This window comes from Sporolactobacillus vineae DSM 21990 = SL153 (assembly GCF_000377985.1).
GTDB classification, from domain to species: domain Bacteria; phylum Bacillota; class Bacilli; order Bacillales; family Sporolactobacillaceae; genus Sporolactobacillus; species Sporolactobacillus vineae.
This window is the reverse complement of the sequence record NZ_KB899044.1, coordinates 381,285-396,965: the sequence shown is the minus strand read 5'-3', so window position 1 is coordinate 396,965 and position 15,681 is coordinate 381,285. Positions and strand designations below refer to the sequence as shown.

Genomic DNA, 15,681 nt, shown 5'->3' with positions numbered 1-15,681 from the left:
AGTGGAAGCGCGGTGACGCGTGAAGCGGACAGATACTAATCGGCCGAGGGCTTAACCCGGAAGGGTTAAGGATCAGGCAGATCGACATGGCAAAACATTCGTTACCAGTTTTGAAGGCTCGGTCCAGGCCGGGTTTACGTCTGGCGGTTATAGCGAAGAGGTCACACCCGTTCCCATCCCGAACACGGCCGTTAAGCTCTTCGGCGCCGATGGTAGTGGGGGGCTGTCCCCCTGTGAGAGTAGGTCACTGCCAGGCAAAAGATAAAGAGGCATTTTCCAGAAATGGAGGATGTCTCTTTTTTTAACCTATGAACCGGTTTAAATAATTTTGCTTTTTCATGTCATCAATTGGCACATCGGAAGATGTGAGATTCCCGCAGGATTAGCGCTTCATCTGGCCCTGCGCAATATAACGAGAAGAGCGAATACCTGCAGCGGGAAACAACAGCCCGGTTCATCAGAGCTCGTTAAATAATCAATGGGCAACAAATGAATAAGCTTATGGATTGAGCTGAAAAAGTTGCAATTTGTCAAAGTACGTCTAAAATGTGATAATTGAAAGGATAAATTGTGAACATCCATTTTCACGAAATTTCATCAAGATCCGAAGCACTGCAAGTGGTTGTTTCCGACTGAAAAAAGTTAGCTAGTGTAAGAGTATAATGGAGATTGGGAAGAGGATGATGAAAACGAAAGTTTCATTGTTTACCACCTGTCTGGGAGAACTCTTTTATGTTGACGTTTTAAAGGATGTCACCGAGGTTCTTGAAAGACTGGGTTGCGATGTTGATGTTCCTGAAGGTCAGGTATGCTGTGGCCAGCCGGCATTTAACAGCGGTTACATTGAAGATTCCAGGGGTCCGGCTAAGCAAATGATCCGGGCTTTCTCGAATTCGGAATATATTGTCTGTCCCTCCGGTTCTTGTGCTGCCATGTTTCACGAGTATCCGGATTTTTTTGCAGACGATCCGGTATGGCATGAGAAAGCAGTGGCAATTGCTGAAAAAACTTATGAGTTTACTCAGTTTATCGTACATGTCCTGGGTGTTGAGGATGTCGGTGCAGAGTATCATGCCCGTGCGACGCTGCATACCTCGTGTCATATGACGCGTCTTCTCGGAGAAAGAGAATCGCATTATAAATTGTTGAGCCATGTGAAAGGCCTTGAACTGGTTAAACTGCCGAATAATTATGACTGCTGCGGTTTCGGCGGTACCTTCTCAGTCAAAATGTTCCCGATTTCCGAACAGATGGTTGACGAGAAGATCAGGCATATCGAAGAAACAAAGGCAGATGTATTAATCGGTGCGGACGCGAGCTGTCTGATGAATATCGGCGGGCGCCTCAGAAGAATGGGAAAGCCGATTAAAGTGCTGCATATTGCCCAAATTCTGAACAGCAGACCTGAAACAGAAGGGGGTGATCATCATGCCGATGAAAGTCGGGAATCTACCCTTCTTTGAGGGTGTGGATCAGGCAATTCACAATACGTTCATGGTTAATGCCGTGTCATCCGCACAGGACGGTCTGAGAGAGAAGAAGCGGAAAGCGACGACCGGCGACCCGACTCTGGGAAACTGGGAAGACTGGCGTGATGCGGGAGAAGAAATCCGCCAGTTTACACTCAATCATCTGGACTATTATCTGAAACAGCTCAGCGACCAATTTGCCGCACGCGGCGGTCATGTGTTTTTTGCACAAACGGCCGAAGAAGCGCGTGAGTACATAAAAAAGGTCGTCCGGAAGAAAAAGGCCAAAAACATCGTAAAATCCAAATCAATGGTAACTGAAGAAATCAGTCTGAACGAGGCGCTTGAAGAAGAGGGCTGTGACGTGCTCGAAACGGATCTGGCAGAATTTATCCTTCAGGTCGACCATGACCGGCCGTCACATATAGTTGTCCCGTCAGTGCACAAGAACAGGCAGCAAATACGTGATTCTTTCCGGAAGATCGGGTACACCGGCACGGATGAGCCCAAAGAACTCGCCGGATTCGCCCGAAAAACTTTACGTGGAAAATTTCTGCATGCGGATGTCGGGATTACCGGATGTAATTTTGCGGTGTCCGAAACCGGCAGTATCTGTCTGGTGACCAATGAAGGCAATGCCAATATGGTAACGACTTTCCCGAAAACGCAGATCACGGTTATGGGTATGGAACGCCTGGTACCCAGTTGGAAAGAACTCGATGTCCTGGTCACCTTACTGTGCCGCAGTTCTGTCGGACAGCGGCTCACAACTTATGTGACGGATATTACACCCGGAGCCCAGCCGGATACGGTGGACAGTCCGCAAGATTATTATCTCGTCATACTTGACGGCGGACGGTCAAGGGCGCTGGGAACGGAGTTTCAGTCAGCGCTGCAATGCATCCGCTGTGCTGCCTGCCTCAATGTATGTCCGGTATATCGCCATATTGGCGGCCACGCCTACGGTTCGATTTATCCGGGTCCGATCGGCGCTGTGCTCTCACCGATCCTCGGCGGTTATAAGGAATATGGCAAACTGCCTTACGCGTCGAGCCTGTGTGCCGCCTGTACCGAGGCCTGCCCTGTCCGAATTCCGCTCCATAAACTGCTGATCCGGCACAGGGAGAAATATGTTGAAGGCGGCGGGAAACCGCCTTTCTCTGAAAAAGCAGGCATGAAGACGTTCAGCATCGGTGCAAGCTCGCCGCGGCTCTATCGGGCAGGGATGAAAACCGCTCCGTTTATCCTGAAACCACTGGTACATGACGGCGCGATTGAGAAGGGACCGGGTCCGATGAAACCTTGGACACACGGACGCGATTTGCCGCAGCCGAGTCAGGAAGACTTCAGGACCTGGTTTCGGAAACACAAGCAGTCTGAAATGACGGGTAAAAATCACGAAACGGGTGAACAGCAATGAGCGGAACGATCGAAAATCGGGAATCATTTCTTCAGAACATTGCTTCGAAACTGAACCGCAAAGCCGGAGAATATGTAAAAACACCTGAATGGACGCATCAGCCGCAGTTCGGAGTCCGTCGGGGGGCCTCACGAAGAGAACTGACCGATGTCCTGAAAAATGCTGCTGAAGCAGTATACACAAAGGTATTTGAAACGGATGCTGCGGGATTACCCGATCAGCTCGATCAGGTCATTCAGGAATATGGCGGCGCTCCGGCAATCGCAACGAGAGACGGGCGATTTACGGAGTATGGATTAAATAGTCTTTTTGAAAAATATCACATTGAGACCTGGAATGTTGCTGAGGGCCACAAGAACATTGATCGTGCCGCTCAGGCCAATATCGGACTGTCTGTCTGCGATGTGATGCTTGCTGAATCGGCTACAGCAGGCCTGTACCATGACAAGGATAAGGCAAGAAGCGTCAGTCTGCTGCCGGTTGCTTCCATCGTTATTGTTCCGGCCAGTGTGATCGTTCCAAGGCTGACACAGGCGATGCAGCAGGTGGAGAGCGACATTGCTGACGGTAAAGAAATATCGCATTATATCAACTTTATTTCGGGTCCAAGTAACAGCGCCGATATTGAGATGCGGCTTGTCGTCGGCGTGCACGGCCCGGTCAAAGTGGCTTACGTCGTTGTCAGCGACCGTTAGATCAGCGACCTTTCTCATATTAATGCTCTTTTGAAATTATGTTGTTTTTCTTAGAATGGTCACTCACGGATCTGACCGTCACCTTCGACCAGATATTTAATACTTGTCAGTGCGTCAAGTCCCATCGGACCACGGGCATGGAGTTTCTGCGTGCTGATGCCGATTTCGGCGCCGAATCCGAATTCTTCGCCGTCAGTAAAACGTGTCGAAGCATTATGGTAAAGCGTCGATGCATCAACATATTTAAAAAAGTGTGCGACATGCTCCGGTGTTTCAGAAACGATGGATTCCGAATGCTCGGTTCCGTAGCGATTAATGTGGGTGATCGCTTCGTCGGTGCTGCCGACAATTTTGATGGCGACAATTTTATCCAGATATTCGGTTTTCCAGTCGTCTTCCGTCGCTGCGCGCAATTCCGGATACTGATCGGCTGCCTCCGGATCAATCCGGCAGGTAACACCTGCAACCTGAAGCGCATCGATCAGATCATGACCATGAAGATTGAACCAGTTGCGTTCCACGATGATCGTTTCAATGGCATTGCAGACGGAAGGGCGCTGTACTTTGGCGTTCAGTGCAATGCTGATGGCCATCTCCGGCTTAGCTGACCGGTCAATAAACAGGTGGCAGTTGCCTGCACCCGTTTCGATGACGGGAACACTGGCCTTTTCGATAACATTCCGGATCAGCCTTTTACTGCCGCGCGGAATCAGAACATCAATCAACCCGTTCAACCGGAAAAAACGATCGGCAGTTTCATGACGCGTATCTTCAAGCAGCTGGACTCCGTCGGCAGGGAGATGAGCGGCCGTCAGTGCTTCCTGAATGACTGAAACCAGAGCTTTATTTGCGTTCAGGGCTGAACCGCTGCCCCTGAGAAACACGGCATTGCCGGTTTTGAGACAAAGCCCGGCCGCATCTGTCGTGACATTCGGCCTTGCTTCATAGACCATACCGACGACACCGAGCGGTACACTGATTTTTCGGATACGCAGTCCGTTCGGACGGGTCCAGGTGGTCAGGCAATTACCAATCGGGTCCTTGAGTTTGGTCAGATGTACCAGCGCGTCGGCCATCGACGAAAGGCGGTCGTCGGTAAGCGTCAGTCTGTCGATTAACGCATCCGTCGTACCCGCTTTCTTGGCTGCCTGAACGTCTTGTGCATTTGCCGAAAGAATCTTTCCGCTCTGGCGGCGAAGGTTTGCCGCGATTTCGAGAAGTGCCGTATTCTTCTGATCTGATGAAGCGGCTGCCAGTGCCTGAGAGGCGTTCTTTGCCTTTCTTCCTTTAGACAATAGATCATCTGCTTTGATCTTCTGATTCATGGTTCATCGTCCTTTCTTTTGAAAGATATTGATCGGCTGAATCCGTACTGTCCATGGCACCCAATTATCGCGATGCACAACTTCAGGACGGTCTCCGTTTGCTTTATTCATTGCCATGTCACTGGGCATTCTTTTAATTTCGTTCAGCTGCTCGGATGAATAATTGACCTGTCCCTTGCCAAGTACATGATGGTGACGGTCGACAATCTGGATCACTTCGCCGGCAAAGAAGCGGCCACATATTTTTTTGATACCGGCCGGCAGCAGGCTCTTGCCTTCATCCATCAACGCATGTACCGCGCCGTCGTCGATTTCAATTTTCCCGGATACCCGTGAATGCAGGGCAATCCACTGTTTGGATACTTTGAGGGAGGGCTTCAGGTCGGCGCCGCCAATATAGGTACCGTCGCCGCTTCCTTCAACGACCGCCTGAAGCGTCTCAGGCGAACCGCCCTTGCCAATGAATACCCTGACACCAAGAGAGACGGCCACTTTCGCTGCACGAAGTTTGGATTTCATGCCGCCGGTGCCGACCTTAGATCCGGATGTGCTGCTGACTTCTTCGAGCAACTGGTCCGACACCGCTGCGAGCTGATGGTAGCGGACGGCATCCGGATATAATGTCGGGTTTTTATTATAAAGACCGTCGACATCGGTGAGAATCACCAGAAAATCCGCATGAACCAGTCCGCTGACCAGTGCGGAGAGCATATCATTGTCGCCGAAAGTCAGCTCTTCAAGAGACACAGAATCATTTTCATTGATGATCGGGATGACGGAACGCCGGAGCAGTTCAGATAATGCTGAGTAGGCGTGACTCATCTGTTCACGACGTTCAAAATCCTGCCGTGCCAGCAGCAGCTGGGCGATCGCGATCTGATGGCGGCTGAACGCATCGGCATAATGTTTCAGCAGCATGACCTGGCCGACTGCCGCCGCCGCCTGTTTTCCGGCAATCGTTACCGGACGGGCGGGATAGCCCAGTCCGGAATAGCCGGCCGCAACCGCTCCCGAAGAGACAATGATGACTTCATGGCCTGCCCTTTTCAATCGGGCAACCGCTTCGACATGTCGTTCCAGTTTTTTCGTGTCCAGCTGGCCGTGGGTGTCGGTCAGTGAGCTGCTGCCGATCTTAATGACGATTCGTTTTGACTCCATCACTTTTTTCCTTCCGCAAAAAAAGCCTCTCTCCATCCTGTTTAAAAGGACGGGGAGAGGCTTTACCCGCGGTACCACCTTTGTTAGCACAGCCTGATATGCCGTGCTCTCTCGGAGCTCCGTATCGTGAAGCAGACGGACCGGTTATTGGCCGGACAGCTCAAGGGTAGGTTCAGTATCAGTCATGCCGCGATTTCTTTCAGCCTGGAAAACCGCTCTCTTGTGCGTCTGAGTACCTACTGATCCCTGTCAACGCTCATATTAAGTATAGCTATTATATGCTCTGGACGGGACAGCGTCAAGAAATTCAGTTAAACAAACGCTGCGTTCATACCGCTTCCGGTACAGGCAGAATTTTTTACGGACTGCTTCGGTGATGTTAGAATATATTCTGACAAATACTTTCCCGGAGGTTTGGCAAATGGCATTTACACTTCAGATTGGCGAATCTGCACCGGATTTCTCTTTGCCGGCGACAGATGGAAAAACATATTCTATGAACGATTTTTCAGATGCAAAAATACTGGTTGTTTTTTTTACATGCAATCATTGTCCGTTTGTTCTGGGGTCGAATCCGGTTACCGTACAAACAGCCGAGAAATATAAGAAAAATGGGGTAAAATTTGTCGCGATCAATGCAAACAGCGAGCACACGCACCCCGGGGATTCGTTCCGTCACATGGTGGAGCAAATGAATGACAAGCACTATCCGTGGCCTTATCTGCGGGATGAATCTCAGGATACGGCAAGGGCATACGGCGCATTGCGAACACCGCATTTCTTTGTTTTCGACCAGAAACGCGAGCTTGTCTATACCGGCAGAGAACTGGATAATCCGAGACAGCCGGAGAAGGCGACGGTCAATGATCTGGACAATGCGCTGGCACAGCTGACACGTGGTGAAGAAGTAAGCACAAAACTCACGAACCCGATCGGCTGCAATGTCAAGTGGGAGGGCAAGGACGCTCACTGGATGCCGGGTGAGGCGTGCGATCTTGTCTGATCCGCAAGGCAAAGGCAGCAAAACATGCATCAGTCAGCCTGTTTCATTTGAATGAGCAGGCTGTTTTCATACCTGCAATAAAGGATGGGTAGAATGGATACAGATGGCTTTGACAGGTTAGAGAACCGGAAAGGAACCGCTTCTGAAAAATGGGACGCCGCAGACAAACTGTTTCATGGGCACGATCTGCTTCCGATGTGGGTTGCGGACATGGATTTTCAGGTGCCGCAGGAGGTGACCGCGGCGCTGGAGCGGCGGATCCGGCACGGCATTTATGGTTATACGTTTCGGACCGAGAGCTATTTCGATGCCGTCCGGGCATGGATGAAGGAGCACCACGACTGGACGGTTCGGAAGGAGTGGATCTGCCACAGTCCGGGCGTCGTGACGGCACTGAATTTGCTGGTCGACGGTCTGACGCAGCCGGGCGACAAAGTGCTGATTCAACCCCCGGTTTATCCGCTATTCCGCCGGTCGGTCAGCCACCAGTCGCGTGAGCTTGTGACCAATCCGCTGATCTATGAGAATGGGAGCTATCATATGGATTTCTCCGACCTGGAAGTGAAGCTGGCGGATCCGAAAGTCAGGATGATGATCCTCTGCTCCCCGCATAATCCTGTCGGCAGGGTGTGGACGCTTGATGAACTGACGGCGGTAGCCCGGCTTGCGGAGAAGTATCATGTACTTGTTGTTTCGGATGAAATTCATGGTGATCTGACCTATGGGGCGCATCATCAGATCCCGTTTGCCGGATTGTCGGCCTACACGGCGTCACACTCTGTGGTCTGCACAGCGCCGAGTAAGACGTTTAATCTGGCCGGGCTGCAGATTTCGAATATCATCATTCCAGATCCGCAATTGAGAAGGATTTATTTGCGGCAGCTCGGTCGTTTCAGCCTTGGAAGTCCGAATACTTTAGGTGTGACGGCTGCTGAGGCTGCTTATCGTTATGGTTCTTCATGGCTGAAAGCATGCCTTGGCTATATCGGCGGCAATGCCGATACAGTCAGAAGTTATATTGACAATGATCTGCCTGAATTGTCTCTCGTGCCTCTTGAAGGCACTTATCTGGCATGGATCGACTGCCGCCGTCTTGGCCTTGATAAGAACGAGCTGCGGGAATTTATGACTGATCAGGCAAAACTGGCTGTCAATCCCGGGGATACTTTCGGGAAAGAAGGCGATGGGTTTATCCGGCTCAATCTTGCCTGCCCGCATTCGCTTGTCCTTCAGGCCATGGGCAGGCTCAGAAAGGCCGTTCGTGCACGCTGACGCTTTACCGGATTAAAGGGAACCGGTTGCTGTTCTGATCCGTAAATTATAGATGACTGGTTAATGGTAAAGGCATGGTTGAAAAATTAATTGGAGGAATTCATTTATGTTAAAGAAAATGCTTGCCGCGTTCGTTGCCCTGGCACTTATCTTTTCACCGCTCGGGGACACTGTTTTTCATCAGGATACTCAAGTCAGTGCAAAAGGGTACCGCACAGGAATCAAATCATTTACACCGAATAAAAGCAATAGCTTCAACTCATTCTTTAAGAGCAAGAGTCAGCGAAACAACACGAATACGGCAACAAATGGATTTCCCCGTGGATTCAGCGGCGGCGGATTTATGCGCGGGATGATTTTCGGAGGTTTGTCCGGTCTGCTGTTCGGCAGTCTGCTGTCACACTTTGGAGGATTCGGCATGATCGCCGGGTTCCTGATCAATATTGTGGCCATTCTTGCCATTATTGCGCTGATCCGGTATCTGTTTGTCAGCTTCGCCGAAAGAGCAAGGCGGAGAAGGGCAGAGGAATCTGACCGATGGAAGAGATAATTATTGGCGAACAGGATCTGATCAATGTGATCTGCCTCTATACCGCCGACCGGAAGGGTATCAAGCCGCAGGACGTGCAGGCGGAATTGATCTACGATGATGATTACGGCTTTTCTGCCGAGGTCTACGCAGCCGGCCGGAAGCAAGTGTACATTGCTTCAAATATCATTGACGCGATCCGATTCTGGCTGGAGCATGAGCAGGGGGCGGATCCTTTTGCGGCCGCATTAAGACTGGAAATGGATGAGCAACTGGGGATCATTGCGCATTGTACGTATTAAATAAAACAGGTAAACAATAAGCGGACAGCCGTTCTTTCTGGTTGCCCGCTTATTGTTAGTGCGCCCGGGGAAACGTCAGCGTGAACAGGGTTCCGGATGTCTCGTTGCTTACGACATTGATTTTTCCGTGATGATCCCGGACAATCGTGCAGATCATCATCAGACCCAGACCGGTTCCCGTTTCTTTCGTTGTAATAAAAGACCGGCCCAGATGTTTCTGAATCTCTTCGGGGATGATCCGGCCGCGGTTTTGGATGCTGACCGACTCAGACGGACCGTTTCCCTTAAGGATTACGTGTACGGAACTGTTTTCAAAAGAAGCCTCAATGGCATTCTTGATCAGATTGATAAACATCTGTTTCAACTTGGTCCGGTCGCCCATAATCTGATGCGGTGAATTGTCATATTGAATAATCAGGCGGATATTTTTTTCCGCAGCCAGTGACTGAAACAGGTGAATCACTTCTCCTGAAATACTTTTCAGATTCTGTAATTCGAAGCAACCGGTCTTGGGTCTGGCAAAATAAAGCAATTCTCCGGTAATTTTTTCAATGTTTTCGACTTCTTTTAAAAGAATCGTAAGATACTCTCGATTGATGACCGGCTCTTTTTGCATCAGTTGCAGAAATCCCTTTATGGCCGTCAGCGGGTTTTTAATTTCATGAATAATCCCTGCAGAGAATTCGCCGATCATCGATAATTTCGATGCCTGGAGCAGATGATCCTCGATCTTTTTCTGGTCCGACAAATCTTTAAGGATCAACAGTACTGTCGACGTATTCCGGCCCGGCAGTCTTCTGACCCGTCCTTCGGTAAACCGCGTCACACCGTCTGAGTTGTGGACGGTCAGATAAAAAGCATTGCTGCTTTCTTCCGTGTCCGCAGACAAAGCTGCAGCTTGATGCTTCAGTTCGTCGGATGACGGTGCATCCAGGAACTGCGAAACAAAGGCATCGGTAACGGATGTGCCGGGATGGCCTGCCAACAGTGCATTTGCCGAGTGATTGGCAAAGATGATTCGTCCTTTTTCGATAATCAGGACGGCATCGAAGACAAGATCGATGATTTGATCAAAATGTGACGCTTCCCGGATGTTTCCGCTCATGGTATTGCCTCCCAAATCAAATAATAATTTTAATTACCACATTTGTAAACTTATATGCGAAAATGGCGAATCTATGACGAAAAATGGCTCATTGGCTGACTGCAGATATTTTGTCGATCAATACGGGAAAAGTTTTTGGCGACTTTCATTGTCAGATCACTGCAAATGCGCTAAACTTTAACTGATAACAATTATCATTATCAGAATGATTCAGGAGGCACATCATGAACCTTGCTGAACTGAAACCAGGTGTGCATGCGGTGATTACCGATCTGTCAAAGACAGACCGGATGGTCAACAAAAGGTTGAGAGATTTAGGCGTAACGGCAGGCACACTGATTTGTCTCAGGTCGGTTATGCCGCTGGGCGGACCGTGCTGTTTCGAATCCTGTGGTGAGTGTATCGGTATTCGCCGCGCTGAGGCGGAGACCATCGATGTGGAGTGTGACACTCATTGGAAGTCGCTCTGATCGGGAATCCAAACACCGGAAAAACATCTCTTTTCAATTATTTGACGGGTTCCTATGCGTTAATCGGCAACTGGAGCGGCGTGACGGTCGAAAAAAAAGTGGGACGGCTGAAAAACCGTGACGGTCTGCTTATTGATCTTCCCGGAATATACACGGTTGCTCCTTTATCCAAAGATGAATCCGTGACATCCAGGTTTCTGATCGACAATCATTTCTCACAGATCGTCAATATCGTGGACGCCTCGCAACTGGAAAGAAATCTGCAGCTGACGATCGAATTACTCGAGCTTGGCAAACCGGTTGTCATTGCGCTGAATATGATGGACGTCGCGAAACATCGCGGGATGGAGATTGATCGCCTGAGTCTGTCGAAGCTGCTCCGGGTTCCGGTGATTCCGATTGTTGCCCGAAGCGGAAGAGGCTGTCATCTGGTCTCCGAATCGCTGTCGGCATCAGCAGCGGATAGGCCGCACACCTTCCGAATCGACTATGGTTCTGAATCGGAGCGCGCGATCAGCCGGCTCAGCCTCTTTTTTCCTGAATCCGGGGTAAACAGACGCTGGCTGGCGATTCAGGCACTTGAGGGAAACAAGGATGCCCGGAATCGGATTCAATCGGAAACAGACCGGAATGATGCCATTGAGGCCAGCTGTGATCTTCGGAAAGCGCTTCAGGAAAACGGTCAGGCAGAGACCGTTTCCGACTGGTTTTACCAGATCAGGAAGAAGTACATTCACGAAATTATCCGCCAGGTCGTCCGTCATCGTGAGGAAATGAATCAGACGGCGCTGTCGACGAAGATTGATGCGCTGGTTACCAATAAATTTGCCGGAATCCCTCTGTTTCTGGGAATTATGTATCTGATCTTCCATATCACTTTTGAATGGATCGGGAATCCGTTATCCAATCTGCTTGATGCTTTCTTCTCCGGACCGCTGACCGACTGGACGCGTCAGGCGCTGAATGCTGCCGGCGTGGCCACGGTGATCCGTGACGTCGTGCTGAACGGGATCATTGCCGGAGTCGGCGGGGTGATCGTATTCGTTCCGCAAATATTTGTCCTCTTTTTCTTTCTCTCATGGATTGAGGATTCAGGATATATGACACGCGTCGCTCTGGTCATGGACCGGCTGATGCAGCTGGTCGGGCTCAACGGGAAAGCGTTCATACCGCTGGTTATCGGGTTCGGATGCAATATTCCGGGCGTCATGGCGGCGCGGACGATTGAACAGCCTAAAGAGCGGCTGCTGACCGTGCTGATTTCTCCGCTGATGTCCTGTTCGGCGAGGCTCACTGTATACAGTTTGTTCGCCGGTGTTTTCTTTGCCCGTTATCAGGCACTCGTTGTCCTGTCTTTGTATGCGCTGAGCATTGTTCTGGCCATGCTGATGGCCAAACTCTTCTCATTGTTTATGAAGAAGGAAACCTCTGTATTTGTTCTCGAGCTTCCCCCGTACCGGCTCCCAAATCTTCGGACGATCATGAGAAGTACATGGGATAAGGCAAAAGGTTTTGTCAGAAAAGCCACGACATTTATTCTCGGCGGGACGATTCTCGTCTGGGCGCTCTCTTATTTCGGTACAGCCGGAGCAAACGTTCCGCTGGATCACAGCTTTCTCGCCATGATCTGCGGTTTTCTGGCGCCGCTTGTGGCGCCGCTTGGTTTTGGCAGCTGGCAGGCTGCATCGGCGCTCATATCCGGATTTATGGCGAAGGAATCGGTCGTATCGACGCTGAGTATGGTTTATCATACTGCGGCGGCAGGATCACTGACGGAATCGATCAGACAATCGTTCACACCGCTGCAGGCTTACAGTTTTATGGTTTTTACACTATTGTATATTCCTTGTATGTCGACCGTCCCGGCGATTAAGCATGAGGTCGGCTCAACGAAGCTGACGCTGTTTACGATGGGTTATTGTGTCGCGCTGGCCTACACCGTTTCATTTATTGTGTACCGTCTGGGACTGCTGGCAGGATTTTAACGTCATGAAACAGGAGGGGTGACAGGAATGGGTATGGTGATCAGTATTCTTCTGGGTTTCCTGATTTTCGGCTACGCAGGCTGGATGATGATCCGGTTCATCCGGACTAGCCGGCAAGGAAAATGTGCCACATGTGCGATTAAAGAGGCATGCGGACAAAAGGACTGTCACTGCGGTGAAAAAAAGGAACCTGTCTGAGCGATCTTTAAAGTAACCGCCGGACCCTTTTGTATATGGATCTTATGTTAACATAATGTATAATTAGGTTAACTATAAATTAAAAGGGGGACGGTCACTTTGCCTGAACTTACATCGCTTCATGCAACTGAATTAATTCGGCTATACAGTACGCATAAGCTCAGCCCGGTTGACGTAACGACAGAGGCGTTCAAGCGGATCAGACAGCTGGATCCGTCGATTAATGCGCTGATCACACTGAATGAAGATCAGGCGCTCCGGCAGGCGAAACTTTCAGAGGAGCGGTATCGGCAGGGAAACAGTTTGCAGCTTGACGGAGTGCCCGTTGCGATCAAAGACCTGACGAACACAAAAGGTATCCGTACCACTTACGGCAGTCTGGTGTACCGGAATTATATCCCGGGTGAGGATGCGACGGTGGTCCGCCGTCTGAAAGCGGCCGGTGCCATAATCATCGGGAAAACCAACACGCCGGAGTTCGGTCATAAGGGAACGACCAGCAACCGGCTCTTTGGCGCGACAAAGAATCCATGGAATCTGAGGAATGGAACAGGCGGTTCAAGCGGCGGATCCGCTGCTGCCGTTGCCGCGGGATTCTGCCCGATTGCTGAGGGCAGTGACGGAGGAGGATCCATTCGGATTCCGTCAAGTCTCTGCGGTATTTATGGGTTCAAGCCGACTTTCGGCCGTGTGCCGTCGGATAATCATCCGGATAATCTGTTTGGCGACACGGTACCGTTCATCAGTCACGGTCCAATGGCCCGTACGGTTGCCGATGCGGCACTGATGTTCGATGCCATTCAGGGGCCATCCCTGCGCGATCCCTATTCACTGGACAGGCTGGTTCCTTCAGTTTCTGAAACCTTGACGGATCGTCGCAAGCCCTTTCGTGTCGGTTTTACTGAAAATTTTGGGATTTATCCGGTTGACGCAGAAATCGGTACCATTTTTCGAGGGGCACTGAGAAAAATGGAGGAGGGCGGAGCGAGCGTGGCTCCTGCAAAAATTAAGATGGGTAAGGATTTGCACGGCTATGTTCATTTCTTTAACCGACTGTGGATGATTGGCCTGGCGGTAAGTATGGATCGTCTTGTCCGGGAGCACCGGAGTGAGCTCTCGGATACGCTGATTTCAATGATTGAACGCGGACAACACGCGACAGCTGATGAATATCTCAACATGAACCATTACCGGACTTATTTATGGAAAATGTTTCAGGATCAGCTGAATCATTTTGACATTCTCGTTTCCCCGACACTTGGCGCGGCGGCTTATACGGCTGATGCCGAAGGGCCGGAGGAAGTCAACGGAAGGCACATTGATCCGGAATCCGAATGGATGATGACCAGCCCGATTAACCTGACCGGACAGCCGGCCTGTTCCGTGCCGATCGGCTTTACCAGGTCAGGACTTCCTGTTGGTATGCAGTGCATCTGCCGGCGTCTGGACGACCGGAAACTTTTTCAGTTTGCCCGGTGGGTAGAGACACTTCTCAGGATACGCACACTGGCGCCCTCCGCTGAATGAATGAAGAATGACCGGCAAAGAACCTGACAAAATTTTTGTCCCGATAATGATTAAAAAAGCAAATGACAGCCTTTACATTTATGAAGTAAGGGTTTACAATTATCTTGTTGAACGAAGTGAATAAGCCCATTATTCATTCTTTGCACTTTGTAATAACCCAGCTTTTATCGAACGTTTACACCCTTCACCAGGCAGTTGGTGAAAGATGTGAAACGCGGTGTTCCTCCGGAAAATGTCGGAGGTCATTTTTTTATAATTCTGAGTTTTGTTCGTTGCTTACAAAAAAAGACGTTCTCGCCAGGGAGAACGCCTCTTCATGATAAACCTTATTTCTTTTCAGCAGTTGGAATAACTTCTTTGTCCAGAGGACCGTTTTCACCAAGGTAATAACGGTTCAATGGTTTGAGATTCTCGTCGAGTTCGTAAACAAGCGGTGTACCAGTCGGAATGTTCAGGTTGATGATAACTTCTGCCGGCAGATTGTCCAGGTGTTTGACAAGAGCACGAAGCGAGTTGCCGTGAGCGGCGATGATGATTTTCTTGCCTGCCTTAACTTCCGGAGCAATTTTGATGTTCCAGTAAGGAAGGACACGGGCAACCGTGTCCAGCAGGTTCTCTGTCAGCGGCTGCTCATCTTCCGTCAGTTCGCTGTAACGGGGATCATGAAGCTGAGCGGTAAACCGTTCGTCGTCTTTAGTCAGTGCAGGCGGCTGTACGTCAGCGGAACGCCTCCAGATATGTACCTGTTCGGCACCGTACTTTTCTGCTGTCTTGGCTTTGTTCAGGCCCTGCAGTGCGCCGTAATGACGCTCGTTCAGACGCCATGTGTGTTCCACCGGAATATACGTTTCGTCCAGTGCATGCAGCACATTCCATAACGTATGGTTGGCACGTGTCAGAACCGACGTGAAGGCAAGATCGAAAGTGTAGCCGTTCTTTTTCAGAATTTCGCCGGCCTTTGTGGCTTCCTGTTCACCTTTTTCAGTTAAATCTACATCTGTCCAGCCAGTGAACCTGTTCTCAAGGTTCCAGGCACTTTGTCCATGACGGATCAATACGAGTTTGACCATCGGGTTGATTCACTCCTCCCAGTTTTTAAAAAACGTCATTAGTATCCCCGGCCTGTCCTGAAAAAAACTTCAGATGTGTTTTCTCAGACGACGGACGGATCCGAAGATACACTCCATTAGCAAATCACCGGCGCCAAGCGGCATAGAATGACG

General features: G+C 50.2%; 15 protein-coding genes and 1 rRNA gene. 12 read left to right on the top strand and 4 right to left on the bottom strand.

Annotated features, from left to right (window positions below; translation table 11 throughout):
- Positions 1–139 precede the first annotated feature (139 nt).
- The 4 genes from rrf to D889_RS0106180 all read left to right on the top strand — a co-directional run bounded on the left by rrf (position 140) and on the right by D889_RS0106180 (position 3,584).
- Positions 140–256, top strand: a 5S ribosomal RNA gene (gene rrf / locus D889_RS0106195).
- 424 nt (positions 257–680) lie between these two features.
- Positions 681–1,463 carry a (Fe-S)-binding protein gene (locus D889_RS0106190; protein WP_010632307.1) on the top strand — a complete coding sequence of 261 codons (783 nt, stop codon included), beginning with the start codon at positions 681–683 and terminating at the stop codon, positions 1,461–1,463.
- On the top strand, positions 1,429–2,889 hold the full coding sequence (locus tag D889_RS0106185) for a LutB/LldF family L-lactate oxidation iron-sulfur protein (protein ID WP_010632308.1): 1,461 nt from the start codon (positions 1,429–1,431) through the stop codon (positions 2,887–2,889). The genes D889_RS0106190 and D889_RS0106185 overlap by 35 nt, the downstream gene beginning before the upstream one ends.
- Complete coding sequence (locus D889_RS0106180) at positions 2,886–3,584, top strand: LutC/YkgG family protein (RefSeq protein WP_010632309.1); 699 nt, start codon at positions 2,886–2,888, stop codon at positions 3,582–3,584. The genes D889_RS0106185 and D889_RS0106180 overlap by 4 nt, the downstream gene beginning before the upstream one ends.
- A gap of 59 nt (positions 3,585–3,643) precedes the next feature.
- On the opposite strand, the gene D889_RS0106175 is transcribed toward D889_RS0106180, so the two are convergent.
- On the bottom strand, positions 3,644–4,909 hold the full coding sequence (locus D889_RS0106175) for a glutamate-5-semialdehyde dehydrogenase (protein ID WP_010632310.1): 1,266 nt from the start codon (positions 4,907–4,909) through the stop codon (positions 3,644–3,646).
- A gap of 3 nt (positions 4,910–4,912) precedes the next feature.
- Positions 4,913–6,067 carry a glutamate 5-kinase gene (gene proB / locus D889_RS0106170; RefSeq protein WP_010632311.1) on the bottom strand — a complete coding sequence of 385 codons (1,155 nt, stop codon included), beginning with the start codon at positions 6,065–6,067 and terminating at the stop codon, positions 4,913–4,915.
- 421 nt (positions 6,068–6,488) lie between these two features.
- Here proB and D889_RS0106165 point away from each other — a divergent pair, with 421 nt between their 5' ends.
- From D889_RS0106165 to D889_RS0106150, 4 genes are all read left to right on the top strand, one after another.
- The gene (locus D889_RS0106165) at positions 6,489–7,070 is read left to right on the top strand and encodes a thioredoxin family protein (protein WP_018962214.1); all 582 of its coding nucleotides are present in this window, start codon (positions 6,489–6,491) and stop codon (positions 7,068–7,070) included.
- Positions 7,071–7,163: 93 nt separating this feature from the next.
- Positions 7,164–8,342 carry a MalY/PatB family protein gene (locus tag D889_RS0106160; protein WP_010632312.1) on the top strand — a complete coding sequence of 393 codons (1,179 nt, stop codon included), beginning with the start codon at positions 7,164–7,166 and terminating at the stop codon, positions 8,340–8,342.
- A gap of 106 nt (positions 8,343–8,448) precedes the next feature.
- Positions 8,449–8,892 (top strand): hypothetical protein, encoded by a 444-nt coding sequence (locus D889_RS0106155; protein ID WP_010632313.1) that lies wholly within the window; start codon positions 8,449–8,451, stop codon positions 8,890–8,892.
- Positions 8,880–9,173: a YxcD family protein gene (locus D889_RS0106150; protein WP_010632314.1), complete on the top strand. Its 294-nt coding sequence runs from the start codon at positions 8,880–8,882 to the stop codon at positions 9,171–9,173. The genes D889_RS0106155 and D889_RS0106150 overlap by 13 nt, the downstream gene beginning before the upstream one ends.
- 55 nt (positions 9,174–9,228) lie before the next feature.
- On the opposite strand, the gene D889_RS0106145 is transcribed toward D889_RS0106150, so the two are convergent.
- Entirely contained in the window at positions 9,229–10,278 is a 1,050-nt protein-coding gene (locus D889_RS0106145; RefSeq protein WP_010632315.1) for a two-component system sensor histidine kinase NtrB, read from the bottom strand.
- Positions 10,279–10,502: 224 nt separating this feature from the next.
- Here D889_RS0106145 and D889_RS0106140 point away from each other — a divergent pair, with 224 nt between their 5' ends.
- The 4 genes from D889_RS0106140 (at position 10,503) to D889_RS0106125 (ending at position 14,458) form a co-directional block, all read left to right on the top strand.
- Positions 10,503–10,748 (top strand): FeoA family protein, encoded by a 246-nt coding sequence (locus D889_RS0106140; RefSeq protein ID WP_010632316.1) that lies wholly within the window; start codon positions 10,503–10,505, stop codon positions 10,746–10,748.
- Positions 10,733–12,733 carry a ferrous iron transport protein B gene (feoB, locus tag D889_RS0106135; RefSeq protein ID WP_010632317.1) on the top strand — a complete coding sequence of 667 codons (2,001 nt, stop codon included), beginning with the start codon at positions 10,733–10,735 and terminating at the stop codon, positions 12,731–12,733. The genes D889_RS0106140 and feoB overlap by 16 nt, the downstream gene beginning before the upstream one ends.
- Before the next feature lie 27 nt (positions 12,734–12,760).
- Positions 12,761–12,931, top strand: coding sequence for a FeoB-associated Cys-rich membrane protein (locus D889_RS15580; protein ID WP_010632318.1), 171 nt, complete (start codon positions 12,761–12,763; stop codon positions 12,929–12,931).
- 99 nt (positions 12,932–13,030) lie between these two features.
- Positions 13,031–14,458: an amidase gene (locus D889_RS0106125; protein WP_010632319.1), complete on the top strand. Its 1,428-nt coding sequence runs from the start codon at positions 13,031–13,033 to the stop codon at positions 14,456–14,458.
- Between the two features lie 326 nt (positions 14,459–14,784).
- On the opposite strand, the gene gpmA is transcribed toward D889_RS0106125, so the two are convergent.
- Entirely contained in the window at positions 14,785–15,528 is a 744-nt protein-coding gene (gene gpmA / locus D889_RS0106115; RefSeq protein ID WP_010632320.1) for a 2,3-diphosphoglycerate-dependent phosphoglycerate mutase, read from the bottom strand.
- Between the last annotated feature and the right edge of the window lie 153 nt (positions 15,529–15,681).

Excerpts from the sequence above, each read along its gene's own strand:
- D889_RS0106190 (WP_010632307.1), top strand. The coding sequence starts at position 681 with ATGATGAAAACGAAAGTTTCATTGTTTACCACCTGTCTGGGAGAACTC.
- D889_RS0106185 (WP_010632308.1), top strand. The coding sequence starts at position 1,429 with ATGCCGATGAAAGTCGGGAATCTACCCTTCTTTGAGGGTGTGGATCAG.
- D889_RS0106180 (WP_010632309.1), top strand. The coding sequence starts at position 2,886 with ATGAGCGGAACGATCGAAAATCGGGAATCATTTCTTCAGAACATTGCT.
- D889_RS0106175 (WP_010632310.1), bottom strand. The coding sequence starts at position 4,909 with ATGAATCAGAAGATCAAAGCAGATGATCTATTGTCTAAAGGAAGAAAG.
- proB (WP_010632311.1), bottom strand. The coding sequence starts at position 6,067 with ATGGAGTCAAAACGAATCGTCATTAAGATCGGCAGCAGCTCACTGACC.
- D889_RS0106165 (WP_018962214.1), top strand. The coding sequence starts at position 6,489 with ATGGCATTTACACTTCAGATTGGCGAATCTGCACCGGATTTCTCTTTG.
- D889_RS0106160 (WP_010632312.1), top strand. The coding sequence starts at position 7,164 with ATGGATACAGATGGCTTTGACAGGTTAGAGAACCGGAAAGGAACCGCT.
- D889_RS0106155 (WP_010632313.1), top strand. The coding sequence starts at position 8,449 with ATGTTAAAGAAAATGCTTGCCGCGTTCGTTGCCCTGGCACTTATCTTT.
- D889_RS0106150 (WP_010632314.1), top strand. The coding sequence starts at position 8,880 with ATGGAAGAGATAATTATTGGCGAACAGGATCTGATCAATGTGATCTGC.
- D889_RS0106145 (WP_010632315.1), bottom strand. The coding sequence starts at position 10,278 with ATGAGCGGAAACATCCGGGAAGCGTCACATTTTGATCAAATCATCGAT.
- D889_RS0106140 (WP_010632316.1), top strand. The coding sequence starts at position 10,503 with ATGAACCTTGCTGAACTGAAACCAGGTGTGCATGCGGTGATTACCGAT.
- D889_RS15580 (WP_010632318.1), top strand. The coding sequence starts at position 12,761 with ATGGGTATGGTGATCAGTATTCTTCTGGGTTTCCTGATTTTCGGCTAC.
- gpmA (WP_010632320.1), bottom strand. The coding sequence starts at position 15,528 with ATGGTCAAACTCGTATTGATCCGTCATGGACAAAGTGCCTGGAACCTT.